The 14,947-nt window shown below is 55.5% G+C and carries 15 protein-coding genes; 13 read left to right on the top strand and 2 right to left on the bottom strand.

Going from position 1 to position 14,947, the window contains the following annotated elements:
- Positions 1–2: 2 nt before the first annotated feature.
- The 6 genes from hpaH (at position 3) to hpaC (ending at position 6,388) form a co-directional block, all read left to right on the top strand.
- Positions 3–806 carry a 2-oxo-hept-4-ene-1,7-dioate hydratase gene (gene hpaH / locus SGR01S_RS10570; protein ID WP_037424207.1) on the top strand — a complete coding sequence of 268 codons (804 nt, stop codon included), beginning with the start codon at positions 3–5 and terminating at the stop codon, positions 804–806.
- A 75-nt stretch (positions 807–881) separates the two neighbouring features.
- A complete protein-coding gene (gene hpaI, locus SGR01S_RS10565) occupies positions 882–1,676 on the top strand; it encodes a 4-hydroxy-2-oxoheptanedioate aldolase (protein ID WP_037424204.1) in 795 nt (264 codons plus the stop codon).
- Positions 1,677–1,692: 16 nt separating this feature from the next.
- Positions 1,693–3,063, top strand: coding sequence for a 4-hydroxyphenylacetate permease (gene hpaX / locus SGR01S_RS10560; protein WP_037424201.1), 1,371 nt, complete (start codon positions 1,693–1,695; stop codon positions 3,061–3,063).
- Between the two features lie 142 nt (positions 3,064–3,205).
- On the top strand, positions 3,206–4,102 hold the full coding sequence (hpaA, locus tag SGR01S_RS10555; protein WP_037424197.1) for a 4-hydroxyphenylacetate catabolism regulatory protein HpaA: 897 nt from the start codon (positions 3,206–3,208) through the stop codon (positions 4,100–4,102).
- Between the two features lie 193 nt (positions 4,103–4,295).
- Positions 4,296–5,858: a 4-hydroxyphenylacetate 3-monooxygenase, oxygenase component gene (gene hpaB, locus SGR01S_RS10550; RefSeq protein WP_037424195.1), complete on the top strand. Its 1,563-nt coding sequence runs from the start codon at positions 4,296–4,298 to the stop codon at positions 5,856–5,858.
- Positions 5,859–5,875: 17 nt separating this feature from the next.
- Positions 5,876–6,388 carry a 4-hydroxyphenylacetate 3-monooxygenase, reductase component gene (hpaC, locus tag SGR01S_RS10545; protein ID WP_037424192.1) on the top strand — a complete coding sequence of 171 codons (513 nt, stop codon included), beginning with the start codon at positions 5,876–5,878 and terminating at the stop codon, positions 6,386–6,388.
- A gap of 38 nt (positions 6,389–6,426) precedes the next feature.
- Here hpaC and ampH read toward each other — a convergent pair whose 3' ends face one another.
- Complete coding sequence (gene ampH / locus SGR01S_RS10540) at positions 6,427–7,569, bottom strand: D-alanyl-D-alanine-carboxypeptidase/endopeptidase AmpH (protein ID WP_037424189.1); 1,143 nt, start codon at positions 7,567–7,569, stop codon at positions 6,427–6,429.
- 198 nt (positions 7,570–7,767) lie between these two features.
- Complete coding sequence (locus SGR01S_RS10535; protein WP_037424186.1) at positions 7,768–8,526, bottom strand: FadR/GntR family transcriptional regulator; 759 nt, start codon at positions 8,524–8,526, stop codon at positions 7,768–7,770.
- A 235-nt stretch (positions 8,527–8,761) separates the two neighbouring features.
- Between SGR01S_RS10535 and SGR01S_RS10530 the strand changes: the two genes are divergently transcribed.
- The 7 genes from SGR01S_RS10530 to fucP are packed head-to-tail and all read left to right on the top strand — an operon-like array spanning position 8,762 to position 14,934.
- Positions 8,762–9,502 carry an SDR family oxidoreductase gene (locus tag SGR01S_RS10530; protein WP_037424183.1) on the top strand — a complete coding sequence of 247 codons (741 nt, stop codon included), beginning with the start codon at positions 8,762–8,764 and terminating at the stop codon, positions 9,500–9,502.
- Between the two features lie 59 nt (positions 9,503–9,561).
- A complete protein-coding gene (locus SGR01S_RS10525; protein ID WP_037424180.1) occupies positions 9,562–10,407 on the top strand; it encodes a fumarylacetoacetate hydrolase family protein in 846 nt (281 codons plus the stop codon).
- 14 nt (positions 10,408–10,421) lie between these two features.
- On the top strand, positions 10,422–11,699 hold the full coding sequence (locus tag SGR01S_RS10520; RefSeq protein WP_061807411.1) for an L-fuconate dehydratase: 1,278 nt from the start codon (positions 10,422–10,424) through the stop codon (positions 11,697–11,699).
- A gap of 14 nt (positions 11,700–11,713) precedes the next feature.
- Entirely contained in the window at positions 11,714–12,577 is an 864-nt protein-coding gene (locus SGR01S_RS10515) for an amidohydrolase family protein (RefSeq protein ID WP_061807410.1), read from the top strand.
- Positions 12,555–13,331, top strand: a complete 777-nt coding sequence (locus tag SGR01S_RS10510) for an L-fucose dehydrogenase (RefSeq protein ID WP_061807409.1) — start codon at positions 12,555–12,557, stop codon at positions 13,329–13,331. The genes SGR01S_RS10515 and SGR01S_RS10510 overlap by 23 nt, the downstream gene beginning before the upstream one ends.
- Positions 13,328–13,681: an L-rhamnose mutarotase gene (locus SGR01S_RS10505; RefSeq protein ID WP_061807408.1), complete on the top strand. Its 354-nt coding sequence runs from the start codon at positions 13,328–13,330 to the stop codon at positions 13,679–13,681. Before SGR01S_RS10510 ends, SGR01S_RS10505 begins: the two co-directional genes overlap by 4 nt.
- A 23-nt stretch (positions 13,682–13,704) precedes the next feature.
- Positions 13,705–14,934: an L-fucose:H+ symporter permease gene (fucP, locus tag SGR01S_RS10500; protein ID WP_037424167.1), complete on the top strand. Its 1,230-nt coding sequence runs from the start codon at positions 13,705–13,707 to the stop codon at positions 14,932–14,934.
- Positions 14,935–14,947: the final 13 nt, after the last annotated feature.

Raw genomic sequence — 14,947 nt, 5'->3', positions numbered from 1 at the left:
CAATGTTGGATAAAGAGCTGGTTAGCCGTGCCGTGCAGCGTTTGCATCAGGCGGAGCAGAATCGTGAGCAGATCCGCGCGTTATCACTGGATCATCCCGAGATCACCATCGAAGACGCTTACGCCATTCAGCGGCAATGGGTGGCGCTAAAGATCGCCGAAGGCCGCACATTGAAGGGCCATAAGATCGGCCTGACATCGCGTGCTATGCAGGTCAGTTCGCAGATCACTGAACCGGATTTTGGCGCCTTACTTGATGACATGTTTTTCAATGACGGCAGCGACATTCCCATCGATCGTTTTATCGTGCCACGCGTTGAGGTTGAGTTGGCATTTGTGCTGGCCAAGCCATTGCGTGGGCCGAATTGCACACTGTTTGACGTCTACAACGCCACGGATTACATCATTCCGGCGCTGGAGATCATTGATGCACGTAGCCATAACGTCGATCCCGAAACGCAGCGTCCCCGCAAGGTGTTCGACACCATTTCCGATAACGCCGCCAACGCCGGTGTGGTGATGGGCGGTAGACCGATCAAACCGGATGCATTGGATCTACGTTGGATCAGTGCACTTCTGTACCGCAATGGCGTCATCGAAGAGTCTGGCGTGGCGGCGGCAGTGCTGAACCACCCGGCTAATGGTGTTGCCTGGTTGGCCAACAAGCTGTTCCCGTATGACGTGGAACTGGAGGCTGGTCAGGTGATCCTTGGCGGCTCCTTCACCCGGCCAGTTGCCGCTCGGCGCGGCGACACCTTCCATGCGGATTACGGCCCGATGGGCTGCATTAGCTGCCGGTTTGTGTAATCAGCCGGTTCGGTAGGCCGAACCTCAAGCGTGTCGGGGCGCTGCTGGCTGCGCCCGTTAATCAGGGAGAATGTGATGTTAACCAACTCTTTTAAGAAGGCGTTGCAGGAAAAGCGCCCGCAGATTGGCCTGTGGCTGGGTTTATGCAGCAGTTACAGCGCAGAACTGCTGGCCGGTTCCGGTTTCGATTGGCTGTTAATCGACGGTGAACACGCGCCTAACAACGTACAAACGGTGCTGGGCCAGTTGCAGGCTATCGCGCCTTACCCGAGCCATCCGGTGGTACGCCCGGCCTGGAATGACGCGGTGATGATTAAGCAATTGTTGGATATTGGTGCGCAAACGCTGCTGATCCCGATGATTCAGAACGCCGAACAGGCGCGTGATGCGGTGCGTGCCACCCGTTATCCGCCGAACGGTATACGCGGTGTCGGCAGTGCGTTGGCGCGGGCCTCTCGCTGGAATCGGGTACCGGATTATCTGCAACAGGCTGATGCACAGATGTGTGTATTGGTGCAGATCGAAACACGTGAGGCAGTGAAAAATCTGGACGAGATCCTGGAGGTGGAAGGCGTCGACGGGGTATTTATCGGTCCGGCGGATTTGAGCGCGGATATGGGGTTTGCCGGTAATCCGCAGCAACCGGAGGTGCAGCGCACTATCGACGATGCTATTGCGCGTATCAGCGCAGCCGGCAAAGCACCGGGCATTTTGACGGCTAATCCGGAACTGGCGCAGCATTACCTGGCGTCTGGTGCGCTGTTTGTTGCGGTGGGCGTGGATACCACTCTGCTGGCGCGAGCGGCGGAAACCCTGGCAAGCCGCTTTAAACAAGAGCAGCCACCTGTGCAATCCCCGAGCGTTTATTAGACTGAGAGAAGACACCATGAGCAACGTCGATTCGCTGCCGCCGGTCAATCCGGCGCAGCAACATAAAGCGTTAACCGCCGCCGAGCAATCGGTGATTAAAAAGTTATTTCGGCGACTGATTATTTTCCTGTTTGTGCTGTTTGTTTTCTCTTTTCTCGACCGCATCAATATCGGTTTCGCCGGGTTGACGATGGGTAAGGATCTCGGCCTCAGTTCGACCATGTTTGGCCTGGCAGCGACCTTGTTCTACGTCACCTATGTGATCTTTGGTATCCCGAGCAATATCATGCTGGGGATCGTGGGGGCACGACGCTGGATCGCGACCATCATGGTGTTGTGGGGGATCGCCTCAACCTGCACCCTATTTGCCACCGGGCCGACAAGTTTGTATGTGCTACGGATGATCGTCGGCATTACCGAAGCCGGTTTTCTGCCGGGCATTTTGGTGTACCTCACCTACTGGTTCCCAGCGTTTTACCGTGCCCGTGCCAATGCGTTATTTATGATTGCTATGCCAGTGACCATGGCGATCGGTTCGTTGGTATCCGGCTATATTTTGGCACTGGACGGCCTGATGAACCTCAAAGGCTGGCAATGGCTGTTCTTGGTGGAGGGGATTCCTTCGGTGCTGCTGGGTGTAGTGGTGTGGTTCTATCTGGACGATACCCCGGCCAAAGCCAAATGGCTGACCGATGAAGAAAAAAGCAGCCTGAAGGCGATGATGGATGCTGATAAGCTGCAACTGGTACAGCCCAATGGGCCGGGCAGCCATCGGGCGATGCAGCAGCGCAGCCTGTGGCGGGAAGTGTTCACGCCAATTGTGCTGATGTATACGCTGGCTTACTTCTGCCTGACCAATACGCTGAGCGCCATCAACATCTGGACGCCGCAGATCTTGCAGAGCTTCAATCAAGGCAGCAGCAACATTGTGATCGGTATTCTGGCGGCGATCCCGCAGATCTGTACCATTGCCGGGATGATTTGGTGGAGTAAACGATCGGATCGATTGCAGGAACGTAAACACCATACGGCGCTTCCGTACCTGTTTGCCGCAGCCGGGTGGTTGCTGGCTTCGGCGACCGACCACAGCATGATCCAATTGTTGGGGATCGTGATGGCATCGGTGGGGTCTTTCACGGCAATGGCGATCTTCTGGACCACACCGGATCAGTCGATCAGTCTGGAGGCTCGTGCAATTGGGATCGCGGTGATCAATGCCACAGGCAATATAGGATCGGCGGTTAGCCCGCTGTTGATCGGCTGGTTCAAGGACCTGACCGGCAGCTTTAACTCCGGACTGTATTTTGTTTCGGCATTGTTGATCATCGGCGCACTGATCGTGTGGCGTATTCCGATGCAAGGCTCGCGTCCACGGGCCACACCATAAGCTTGATATTAGCCATTTTGGCCTGGGACAGTGCTCGTAAACCTTACGGAATGGGTTCATGTGCGCTGTCCATGGCCAAACTGCCTGCGACAATGATGCCTAATAAGGCTTATCACTGATCTCATCGCTGAGGGAGGATGATGTGCAGAAAAGTACCGGTTTTATCGCCAATATCGATATATGCAAAGAATACGATGCGCGTTACGCCACGGATGAAGTGCACTACGAAACCTTCGCTGGGCTGGCGGCGTTTTTTGGCCGCGATATGCAGGTGCACTGGCATGACCGTTTCTTCCAGGTACATTTCCTGGAGACCGGCAAGATTGAGTTGCAGTTGGACAGCCAACACTATTCGGTGCAGGCCCCGTTATTTATCCTGACACCGCCCTCGGTACCACATGCCTTCTTCACTGAACCGGACAGCGATGGTCACGTATTGACGGTGCGTCAGGAGCTGATATGGCCGTTGCTGGAACGCTTGTACCCTGGCAGCAATTTGGCACTGGATATGCCAGGTATCTGTTTGTCGATGGCAGATGCGCCACACGAATTGACGGCGCTCAGCCATTATTGGGCGTTGATCCGCCGTGAGTTCAGCCAAGGGCTGGCCGGTCGCGAGCAGACGCTGGCGCTGTTGGCACAGGCGGTATTGACTCTGCTGTTACGCAATGCCGCACTGGAAGATTCTGCGACCAGCGGCGTGCGCGGTGAGCTGAAGTTGTTCCAGCGCTTTAACAAGATGGTGGATGAACGTTTCCGCGATCACCTGCCGGTACCGGACTATGCCCAGGCGCTGGGAGTGACCGAATCACGGCTCAATGACCTGTGTCGGCGTTTTGCCAATCAGCCTCCCAAACGACTGATATTCGATCGTGTGTTGCGTGAAGCCAAGCGTATGCTGCTGTTCAGTGCCTGCACGGTGCATGAAACCGCTTATAGCCTGGGTTTTAAGGATCCGGCCTATTTCGCCCGTTTTTTCAATCGGCTGGAAGGTTGCTCTCCCTCAAGCTACCGCGCCGCACAACATCCTCTTTCGTAAAAGCAGGACAGCACCTGGATCACACTTTGCCGCGAAAGCGGCAAACCCACCTGAAAAGTACCCGCGATTGCCGCAAAAGTCTCTTCTCGAAATCGGCGTTGAGAGCTTCAATTAAGCAACCAAAAGAAAACATTATTTTAACAAGTGGCCGAATACACGGCCCATAAAATGCCGATTACGAGGAAGACAACGAATGAAACCAGAAGACTTTCGTGCTGACAGCAAACGTCCGTTCACCGGGGCTGAGTATCTTAAAAGTTTGCAGGACGGCCGTGAAATCTACATCTACGGCGAGCGAGTGAAAGATGTGACCACTCACCCGGCGTTCCGTAACGCGGCGGCGTCAGTCGGCCAGTTGTATGACTCATTGCACGATCCGGTCAGCCAGGATCGTCTGTGCTGGAATACCGACACCGGCAACGGCGGTTACACTCACAAATTCTTCCGCTACGCCCGCAGCCCTGAAGAAATGCGTCAGCAGCGCGATGCCATCGCCGACTGGTCACGTCAGAGCTACGGTTGGATGGGACGTACCCCAGATTACAAAGCGGCGTTTGGTTGCGCACTGGGTGCCAATCCGGAGTTTTATGGCCAGTTCGCTGACAACGCGCGCCACTGGTACAAACGTATTCAGGAAACCGGCCTGTACTTTAACCACGCTATCGTCAACCCGCCCATTGATCGCCACAAGCCGGTTAACGAAGTGAAAGATGTGTTCATTAAGGTGGAAAAAGAGACGGATGCCGGCATCATCGTCAGCGGCGCTAAAGTGGTGGCGACCAACTCGGCGCTGACTCACTACAACTTTATCGGCTTTGGCTCGGCACAGGTGATGGGCGATAACCCGGACTTCGCACTAATGTTTGTCGCACCGATGGACGCCGAAGGAGTGAAACTGATCTCCCGTGCTTCTTATGAATTGGTCGCTGGTGCCACCGGATCGCCGTTTGATTACCCGCTATCGAGCCGTTTTGATGAAAACGATGCGATCCTGATCATGGATCATGTGTTGATCCCGTGGGAAAACGTCCTGATCTACCGTGATTTCGATCGTTGCCGTCGTTGGAGCACTGAAGGCGGATTTGCCCGGTTGTTCCCGTTACAGGCGTGCGTACGCCTGGCGGTGAAAATGGACTTTATTACCGCACTGCTGCAAAAAAGCCTGTCTTGTACTGGGGTGCTTGAATTCCGTGGCGTGCAGGCCGATCTCGGTGAAGTGGTCGCCTGGCGTAATCTGTTCTGGTCGTTGAGCGATGCAATGTGCGCTGAAGCCACCAAGTGGGAAAACGGTGCTTATCTGCCGGATTCCGCCGCGTTGCAGACGTATCGCGTGATGGCGCCGATGGCCTACGCCAAGGTGAAGAACATCATCGAAAAGAACGTCACCAGCGGTTTGATTTACCTGCCGTCGAGTGTGCGTGACATGAATAACCCAGAGATCGACAAGTATCTGTCTCGCTATGTGCGCGGATCTGACGGCATGGATCATGTCGAACGTATCAAGATCCTCAAATTGATGTGGGATGCGATCGGCAGTGAATTCGGCGGTCGTCACGAGTTGTATGAGATCAACTATGCCGGTAGCCAGGACGAGATCCGTCTACAATGTCTGCGTCATGCACAAGGATCTGGCACCATGGGCAAGATGATGGAAATGGTCGACAAATGCCTGTCCGATTACGATCAATATGGCTGGAAAGTACCGCATCTGCATAACAATGACGATATTAATCAACTGGATAAACTGCTTAAGTGATCCGGTAGGAGGTTTGTATGTCTCAGGAAAATGAACACCGTCTGCTGTTTCGCGACGCTATGGCCAGCCTGTCTGCGGCGGTGAATATCGTGACGACCGATGGCCCGGCGGGGCGCTGTGGTATTACCGCCACCGCAGTGTGCTCAGTGACGGATACGCCACCGACGTTACTGGTGTGTATCAACCGTAACAGCGCGATGAACCCGGTTTTCCAGGCGAATCAGCGACTGTGCGTCAACGTGTTGAACCATGAGCAAGAGCTGATGGCGCGCCACTTTGCCGGTATGACGGAGGTCAGCATGGAAGAGCGTTTCCGTCTGGATGAATGGCAAAACGGTGCGTTGGGCCAACCGGTGTTACGTAATACGCTGGCGAGTCTGGAAGGGGAGATTGAGCAGATCCAGAGTATTGGCACCCATCAGGTGTATCTGGTTCAGATCCGTCAGATTGTGGTGAGTGCGGCGGGCAACGGCTTGATCTACTTCAAGCGCAACTTCCATCCGGTGATACACGAGATGAGTTTAGCCTGAGATTAACGGGGTGCAGCGGCATGCTGCACCCCTTAACCTTAGCTTTTATTGGCGGCTAATTCGCCCACCAGCCGGTTAACTGGATCGCTCATATTGGTGAATTTGCTCAGTTCTGAGCGAGTAACGACCACAAATACCCCAACATTTTTCTGCGGAATCATTGCCATATAGGTAATAAAGCCGCCGCCACCACCCGTTTTCTGAATTATCCCGGGCAGCTCGCCGTTTGGCGCCATATATACCCATCCCAGACCCAGTGCGCTGGCTTCGCCCGGTACGTCCATGCCTTTCAACGAGACCAGATCGTTACGCTGGAAGTACATGGTCTGTTCGCTGGCAGCGGTCGATTTGCGTGAGCCTGAGACGTTAGAGGTAAGGAACTGTTGCATCCAACGTTGCATGTCGCGTGGGGTGGAGTAAACACCGCCACTGCCCCCGGCAGCCGTTGTGTCACGGCAGGCACTCGGTCCAGCCGAAGCCACCATCAGGCGTGAACACTGTTCGGCACTTGGAGTGAGGGTGGTGTCGACCATGCCGAGCGGTGCGGTGATTTTTTCCTTCAGCAGCGCGCTGTATGGTTTACCTGCTGCGCGTGACAGTGCATCTGCCAGCAGGTCATACGCCAGGTTGGAATAAGAAGCACGTACGCCCGGTGGTACGGTGACGTTGGCGTGTTCCAGCCATTGCCAGCGTTGCGCTTTGGTCGGCCAGGTAAATACTGGTGTCTTTGGCGGCTTCTTGCCTGGCTGTTCACGCGGCAGTGCGCTGGTGTGGGTTGCCAGGTTCAGCAGTGTGATGGGTTGGCGAGTGTTATAAGCCGGTACGTAAGCGCCCTGCGGGGCATATTTACGCAATGGGTCATTGAGCTTAACCCGACCTTCCGCCGCCATCTTAACCATTACCTCGCTGGTCATCAGCTTGGTGATGGAGGCGATGCGGATCAGTGAATCCGGGCGTGGGCGCAGGTTATTCCCGGGTTTGGTGTCACCAAAACTGCGGTTAACCACCTGATTACCGTCGATCACCACCAGCGCCATACCGGTGGCACCGCTGTTGTAGAAAATATGTTCGGCATACTGGTCGACGATTTGCGAAGCCAGTTGCGGGGCGGCGGCCTGCGCGGCCAGCGGTGCGGCACACAGGCACAGCGCCAGCAATGAAGCGGAGAAAGAGTTCTTCAACGGTCGTTATCCATTTTAAAGGGCAGTATGCAGCGCCACTACCTGACTTGAGGATGAGCGAGCTGGCCGCCTAGCTGCAACTTGAAAGCCATAGGGTACGGTCTGATGTCAGTGTAATGTGCCTGGGCCTTGGCTGCATGTGGAAAAAAGAGCGTTTTGATAAAAAATTTTCCACCGCCCAAGTGAAGCCCGATTGACCTACTGTGCGCGGGTGAAAATGGCGATCACTTCATCCAAATGGGCTTTCATCGCCTTGCGCGCGCCGCGTACGTCACGTGCTTCAATTGCCGCCAGAATCTCCCGGTGTTCTTGCTCGGAACGGTGTGGCATATCGTCAGGCGTATAGTGGCGTTGCAGTACACGGAACATGCTGCCATAACGGTGGCCGAGCAGATGGCCGATGATAAATGCATAGGCCGGGTTACCGCTGGCCTGGGCGATGCGGATATGAAACAGCCGATCGCCGGGGTGGGTTGCTGAGCCCGCGCGGTTATCGCGGCAGTTTTGCTCATAAGCTTCACGAATGCCGACCAGTTCCAGATCTGTGGCATGACGTGCGGCCAGGGCGGCGGTTTCCGGTTCGATCAACAGGCGAGTTTGCAGCAGTGAGAAAGGCGGCAGCTCGGCGTTAAAATCCAGCTCGATATTCAGTTCATCATCGATTTCTGCCCACTGATCACGCCCGGCCTGCGTCATTACCGGTTCCTGCGAGGCCAACACCGGCGTCTGTGCGCGGACGATCACCCCGTTGCCCACTTTGACATCCACCAATCCGATCACTTCCAGCGCAATCAGCGCCTCACGGACGGAAGCACGGCTAACTTGTAGCTGCTGAGCCAGATCTCGCTCGGACGGCAGGCGGCTGCCCGGAGGAAATTCATTATTATCGATAAGCCGTTTCAGTTGGTCAGCTATCTGTCTGTAAATCCTTGGGTTTTCCAGTCGAGTGATCGGCATATGTTACCTTAGGCTGTTCGGGTAAAAGTGATTCAGCGCACAATTATTAGTCAAGCTGCTTGAGTAATAGTTATTCAAGTGTAAAAAATTGGTTAACCAAAATGCTGTTTTAACTGTGTCTTATAACATTATCACCAAACCATAACGCGAACAGCGTCTTTTGTCATGTTAAAGGCCTGACCTTTAACCGCCCTTAGTGGCCTGACCATTAGACCTTTGAGCCAGGGGAGCGAAAATGAATTTAACCGGAAAACGCGTGCTGATTACTGCGGCTGGGCAGGGGATTGGCTTCAGCACCGCCAGGCTTTTTGCCGATGCAGGCGCGGATGTCATTGCCACCGATATCAACACTGAACAACTGCGGGGATTGCCCGGCATTCAGCCGATGACGCTGAACGTGACCGATCCCGTGGCGATCGCCGCAGCGGCAGAAACGCTTGGACCGATCGACGTGTTATTCAACTGTGCGGGCGTGGTGCACAGCGGTTCGATCCTGGAATGCAGTGAGGATCAATGGGCTTTCGCCGTCGATCTTAATGTGACCGCGATGTTCCGCATGATCCGCGCCTTCCTGCCCGGCATGTTGGCGCGCAAAAACGGTTCGATTATCAACATGTCTTCAGTTGCCTCCAGTGTGAAAGGGGTACCGAACCGCTTTGCCTACAGCGCCACCAAAGCCGCAGTGATCGGCCTGACACGTTCTGTCGCGGCGGATTACGTCACGCAAGGCATTCGTTGCAATGCCATTTGCCCCGGCACGGTGGAGTCACCGTCGTTGCGTCAACGTATTGCTGAGCAGGCGCGTGAACAGGGGCGAAGTGAAGAAGAGGTGTATCAGGCGTTCGTTGCCCGTCAGCCAATTGGTCGCATCGGCACCACCGGTGAAATAGCCCAGTTGGCGCTGTATCTGGCGTCCGATGCCAGCTCTTACACCACCGGTACGGTGCAGATTATTGATGGCGGTTGGAGCAATTGAGGAATGGGGTATCAGATTGCTGATCCCTTCCTCCGACATACTTTTTCAGAGAGGACTGCATGAAACTTTTACGCTATGGCGCACCTGGGCAAGAACGCCCCGGAATTCTCGATGATAACGGTCAAATCCGTGACCTTTCGCAGCATATCGCCGATCTGAGTGGTGACGCACTGTTGCCCGCCGCATTGGATCAACTGCGCGCGCTGGATATCGCCAGTCTGCCGTTGGTGCAGGGCCAGCCGCGGCTTGGCCCTTGCGTCGGCAGTATCGGTAAATTTATCTGCATTGGTCTGAATTACGCCGATCACGCAGCGGAAACCGGCGCAGCGATCCCGCCTGAACCCGTGGTGTTCAGCAAGTGGACCAGCGCCGTGGTCGGGCCGAACGACGAGGTGCAGATCCCACGTGACTCGGTCAAGACCGACTGGGAAGTGGAACTAGGGGTGATCATTGGTCAGGGCGGACGTTATATCAGCGAGCAGGATGCAATGCGTCACGTCGCCGGTTACTGCGTGATTAACGACGTCTCCGAGCGTGAATTCCAGATCGAACGCGGTGGCACCTGGGACAAAGGCAAAGGGTGCGATACTTTTGGCCCGACAGGCCCCTGGCTGGTCACGGCCGACGAAATCGCCGATCCCCACAGCCTGAATCTGTGGCTGGAAGTGGACGGCAAACGCTATCAGGACGGCAACACCAGCACCATGATCTTCCGCATTCCGCACATCATCAGCTATCTGAGTCGTTTCATGAGTCTGCAACCGGGCGATGTGATCTCCACCGGCACACCGCCGGGCGTCGGCATGGGACAGAAACCGCAGCCAATCTACCTGAAGGCCGGACAGACAATGCGTCTGGGCATTGAAGGACTGGGTGAACAGCGTCAAACAACCGTACAAGCCTGATGAGGAGCATTGCCATGACGACGATTACCGCACTGCGGGTTGAAGATATTCGCTTCCCGACCTCGCTGGCGCTGGACGGTTCCGACGCAATGAACCCGGATCCAGACTACTCTGCCGCTTATGTGATCCTGGAGACCGACCACGAAGATCTCACCGGCCACGGGCTGACCTTTACCATCGGCCGTGGCAATGAGATCTGCTGCGCGGCGATCCGGGCACTGGAGCACCAGATCGTCGGGGTTCAACTCGAGGAGATCACTGCCGATATGGGGGCCTTCTGGCGGCGCTTCACCGGCGACAGCCAGTTACGTTGGATTGGGCCGGACAAGGGCGCGATTCACCTGGCGACCGGCGCCGTGATCAATGCGGTATGGGATATGTGGGCCAAAGCAGTGGGTAAGCCAGTGTGGCGACTGGTGGCAGAGATGACGCCAGAGGAACTGGTACGTTGTATCGATTTTCGTTACATCACCGACTGCATTACACCGCAAGAGGCACTCAGCTTGCTCAAACAGCGGGCAGAAGGCAAAGCACAGCGTCTGGAGCGCCTACTGGAAGAAGGCTACCCCTGTTACACCACGTCCGCTGGCTGGTTGGGTTACCCGGACGACAAACTGCGTCGGTTGTGTCAGGAAGCGGTCGACGCGGGTTTCTCCTATCTGAAGCTCAAGGTGGGTCGCGATCTGGAAGACGATATCCGTCGGGTGCGTATCGCTCGCGAGGTCATCGGTCCTGATCGTCAACTGATGATTGATGCGAACCAGGTATGGGAAGTTAACGACGCCATTCCCTGGGTGAAACATCTGGCATTCGCCAAACCCTGGTTTATCGAGGAGCCTACCAGTCCGGACGATGTGGAAGGACACCGCCGCATCCGCGAGGGCGTTTACCCGGTTAAGGTTGCCACCGGCGAGATGTGTCAAAACCGTATCCTGTTCAAGCAGTTCATCATGCGTGAAGCGATTGATGTGGTGCAGATCGACGCGTGTCGTCTTGGCGGCGTTAATGAAGTCTTGGCAGTGATGTTGATGGCCGCCAAATACAACCTGCCGGTATGCCCGCATGCGGGCGGTGTAGGTCTGTGCGAATACGTCCAGCATCTGTCGATGATTGATTACCTGTGCATTGCAGGTACCCACGACGGTCGGGTCATTGAATACGTCGATCATCTGCATGAACATTTTGTCCACCCTTGTGACATCAAGGGAGCGGCCTACATGCCACCGCTCAATCCCGGTTATTCGATCGAAATGCATGCATCGTCGCTCGAGCAGTATCGGTTCCGCGGTTGAACGGGAAACAGCCCATGCTGCGTATCGACGCCCATCAACATTACTGGCATTACCATCCGCAACGCTATCCGTGGATCAGCGAACAGATGGCGGTACTACGGCAAGATTTTGGCCCGGCAGAACTGGCCCCCTTGCTGAAATGCCACGGTTTTGACGGTGCGCTGGTGGTGCAGGCCCGCCACTGCGAGCAGGAAACCCAGATGCTACTGACGCAGGTACAGCAGAGCAGGGGCGTATGTGGCGTGGTGGGTTGGCTGGACATTACCGCACCGCAACTGGCGCAGCGGCTTGATGAGCTGCGCCAACAACCTTTGCTACGGGGTTTGCGTCATCAAGTGCAGGACGAACCAGAGCCGGGCGCCTGGTTGGCACGTTCAGAAGTGCGACGTGGCATGCAGGCGTTGCAGCGACAGGGTTATACCTACGACATTTTAGTCACCCACCGGCATTTGGCCGCGGCAGCACAGTTTGCTGCTGAGCACGACGATTATTGGTTGGTGCTGGATCATCTCGGCAAACCGGATATCGCGCAGGGGGCCGAACACTGGGCGCAGCAAATCAAACCGCTGGCGGCGTTAGGGCATGTGGTTTGCAAACTGTCCGGGTTGATCACTGAAGTGCCCAATGGGCAGTGGCAAACGTCTCAGTTGTTACCGTTTTTTGAGGCGGCGCTGGAGGCATTCGGCCCACAGCGACTGATGTTCGGATCTGACTGGCCGGTGTGCCTGCTGGCGGGTGAGTACAGCCAGGTTTATCAACTGAGTGAGCAGGCGATCGCCTCGCTGAGTCCTTCGCAGCAGGCGGAGATTTGGGGCGGCACTGCCTGCCGAATTTATGGGTTAACGGAGTCTGGTTATGGATCTGTATCTGAAAGATAAGGTGGTGATTGTTACCGGTGGTGGTTCTGGCATCGGCGCAGCCATCTCACAGCTGTTGGCGGAAGAAGGGGCAATCCCGGTGATTGTCACTAACGCCATGCCAGAGACCGAGTTTCTGGCGCAGCTGCATCGCTTGCAGCCACAGAGCACGGTGATCATCACCGATTTGTGTGCAGAACAAGAGTGTCGGCGGGCAGTGGCACAGACGCAGGAAACCTTTGGTCGTATCGATGCAGTGGTCAATAACGCGGGTGTTAACGATGGCGTAGGGTTGGATGCCGGGCGTGAAGCCTTTGTCGGATCGCTGGAGAAAAACCTGATTCATTACTACTTGATGGCGCACCTGTGCCAGCAAGCCTTGCAAAAGAGTAAAGGGGCCATCGTTAACATTGCGTCCAAGACTGCACTCAGTGGGCAGGGTGGCACCAGCGGCTATACCGCCGCCAAAGGTGCGGTGCTGGCGTTGACACGCGAATGGGCGGTATCGCTGCGCCATGAAGGTGTACGGGTGAATGCGGTGGTACCGGCAGAAGTGATCACGCCACAGTATCAGCGCTGGATTAATACCTTCGCGCAGCCTGAACAGCAACTGGCCGCGATCACCGCGCGTATTCCTTTAGAACAACGGATGACCACACCGCAGGAAATTGCCAATACCGTGGTGTTTTTGATCTCATCGCGGTCGTCACACACCACCGGGCAATGGCTGTCGGTGGACGGCGGTTACCTGCATCTTGATCGGGCGATTACATGAACGGCGGGACGGGGCAGCGCTTTTGCCAGGCGCTCGACTTGGTCGATTCACCGGCGCTGATCGAGGAATACCTGAGTTATCACCAGCAGATCTGGCCAGAAATTGCTGCTCATCTGCGTGAGCACGGCATCCTGGATATGGAGATTTATCGGCTGGGTACCCGGCTGTTCATGATCGTTGACGTCAGTGCCGAGTTCGATGCTGTGCGGTTTGATGCCGCCAGCCTGAGCAATCCCCACGTGCAGCGCTGGGAAGCCCTGATGTGGCACTACCAGGTCGCCACCCCCTGGACGCTGCAGGGCGATAAATGGGTGGTGATGGAGCGGATATTCTCTTTGAAACAACAATAACTTACCCTACCGAGGATATATCAATGCTTGCTGAAAAAACTGTGGCCCCACCTCAGGCGGGCGCCAGGGCGACTGCCAATCTGCGTTGGGCGTTTATCTTGGTCACCAGTCTGTTCTTTATGTGGGGACTGTCGTATGGCCTGTTAGACGTATTGAATAAACATTTTCAAGAAACGTTGCACGTTACCAAGGCGCAATCAGGATTATTACAGGCCGCGTATTTCGGTGCCTATTTCCTGGTGGCGCTGCCTGCCGGCTATTTTATGGATAAAAAAGGCTACAAGGCCGGTATCCTGATAGGACTGTGTTTGTATGCGCTGGGGGCATTGCTGTTTGTGCCCGCCGCGTCGGCGAACAGCTTCGGTATGTTCCTGTTCGCGCTGTTTGTCATTGCCTGTGGGTTGGGGTGCTTGGAAACGGCTGCTAACCCCTATGCAACGGTGTTGGGGGACGCGCAGGGCGCTGAACGGCGACTGAATCTTTCCCAGTCGTTTAACGGTCTGGGGCAGTTTATCGGTCCGATGATTGGCGGTACGCTGTTTTTCTCCGCCACCCAGGGCACCAGTAGCGGTGACCAGAGTGCAGTGAAGATGACCTACGTGGCGATCGCCGTGTTGGTGCTGTTGATTGCCTTTTTGTTCAGTCGTACTCGGCTGCCGGATATCCGTGAAGAAGAACAGCCTGAGCACGGTGAAATCGCTCAAGGGCTGTGGCAACACAAACACTTTGTCGGCGGGGTGATTACCCAGTTCTTCTATGTGGCGGCTCAGGTTGGGGTTGGCGCGTTCTTTATTAACTATGCTACCGAACACTGGCGTGATGTTTCCAACCAAAGCGCGTCCTACTTGCTTTCTATCGCCATGATTTGCTTTATGGTGGGGCGCTTCTTCAGTACCTGGCTGATGGGCAGAATCAAACCTGCCACGTTGTTGATGTTTTACTCGCTGATTAACATTGTGTTGTGCGGCGTAGTGATGCTCAGCATAGAGGGGGTTTCGGTGGTGGCGTTGATCGCCGTGTTCTTCTTTATGTCGATTATGTTCCCAACCATTTTTGCCCTGGGTGTGAAAAACATGGGCAAACACACCAAGCGTGCCAGTTCCTTTATGATCATGGCGATCGTCGGGGGAGCCATCATGCCTTACTTCATGGGGGCGCTGGCGGATCGCTACAGTACAGCGTGGTCGTATCTGTTGCCGCTGTTGTGCTTTGCCGTGGTATTTGTTTACGGCTTGCAGCAACGTCGCCGCTAATTTTATCGCCCGC

It is taken from the genome of Serratia grimesii NBRC 13537 (assembly GCF_001590905.1).
In the GTDB taxonomy this organism is placed as follows: Bacteria; Pseudomonadota; Gammaproteobacteria; order Enterobacterales; family Enterobacteriaceae; genus Serratia; species Serratia grimesii.
The sequence above is the reverse complement of the archived record's forward strand: the minus strand, read 5'-3'. Positions and strand labels throughout refer to the sequence as shown.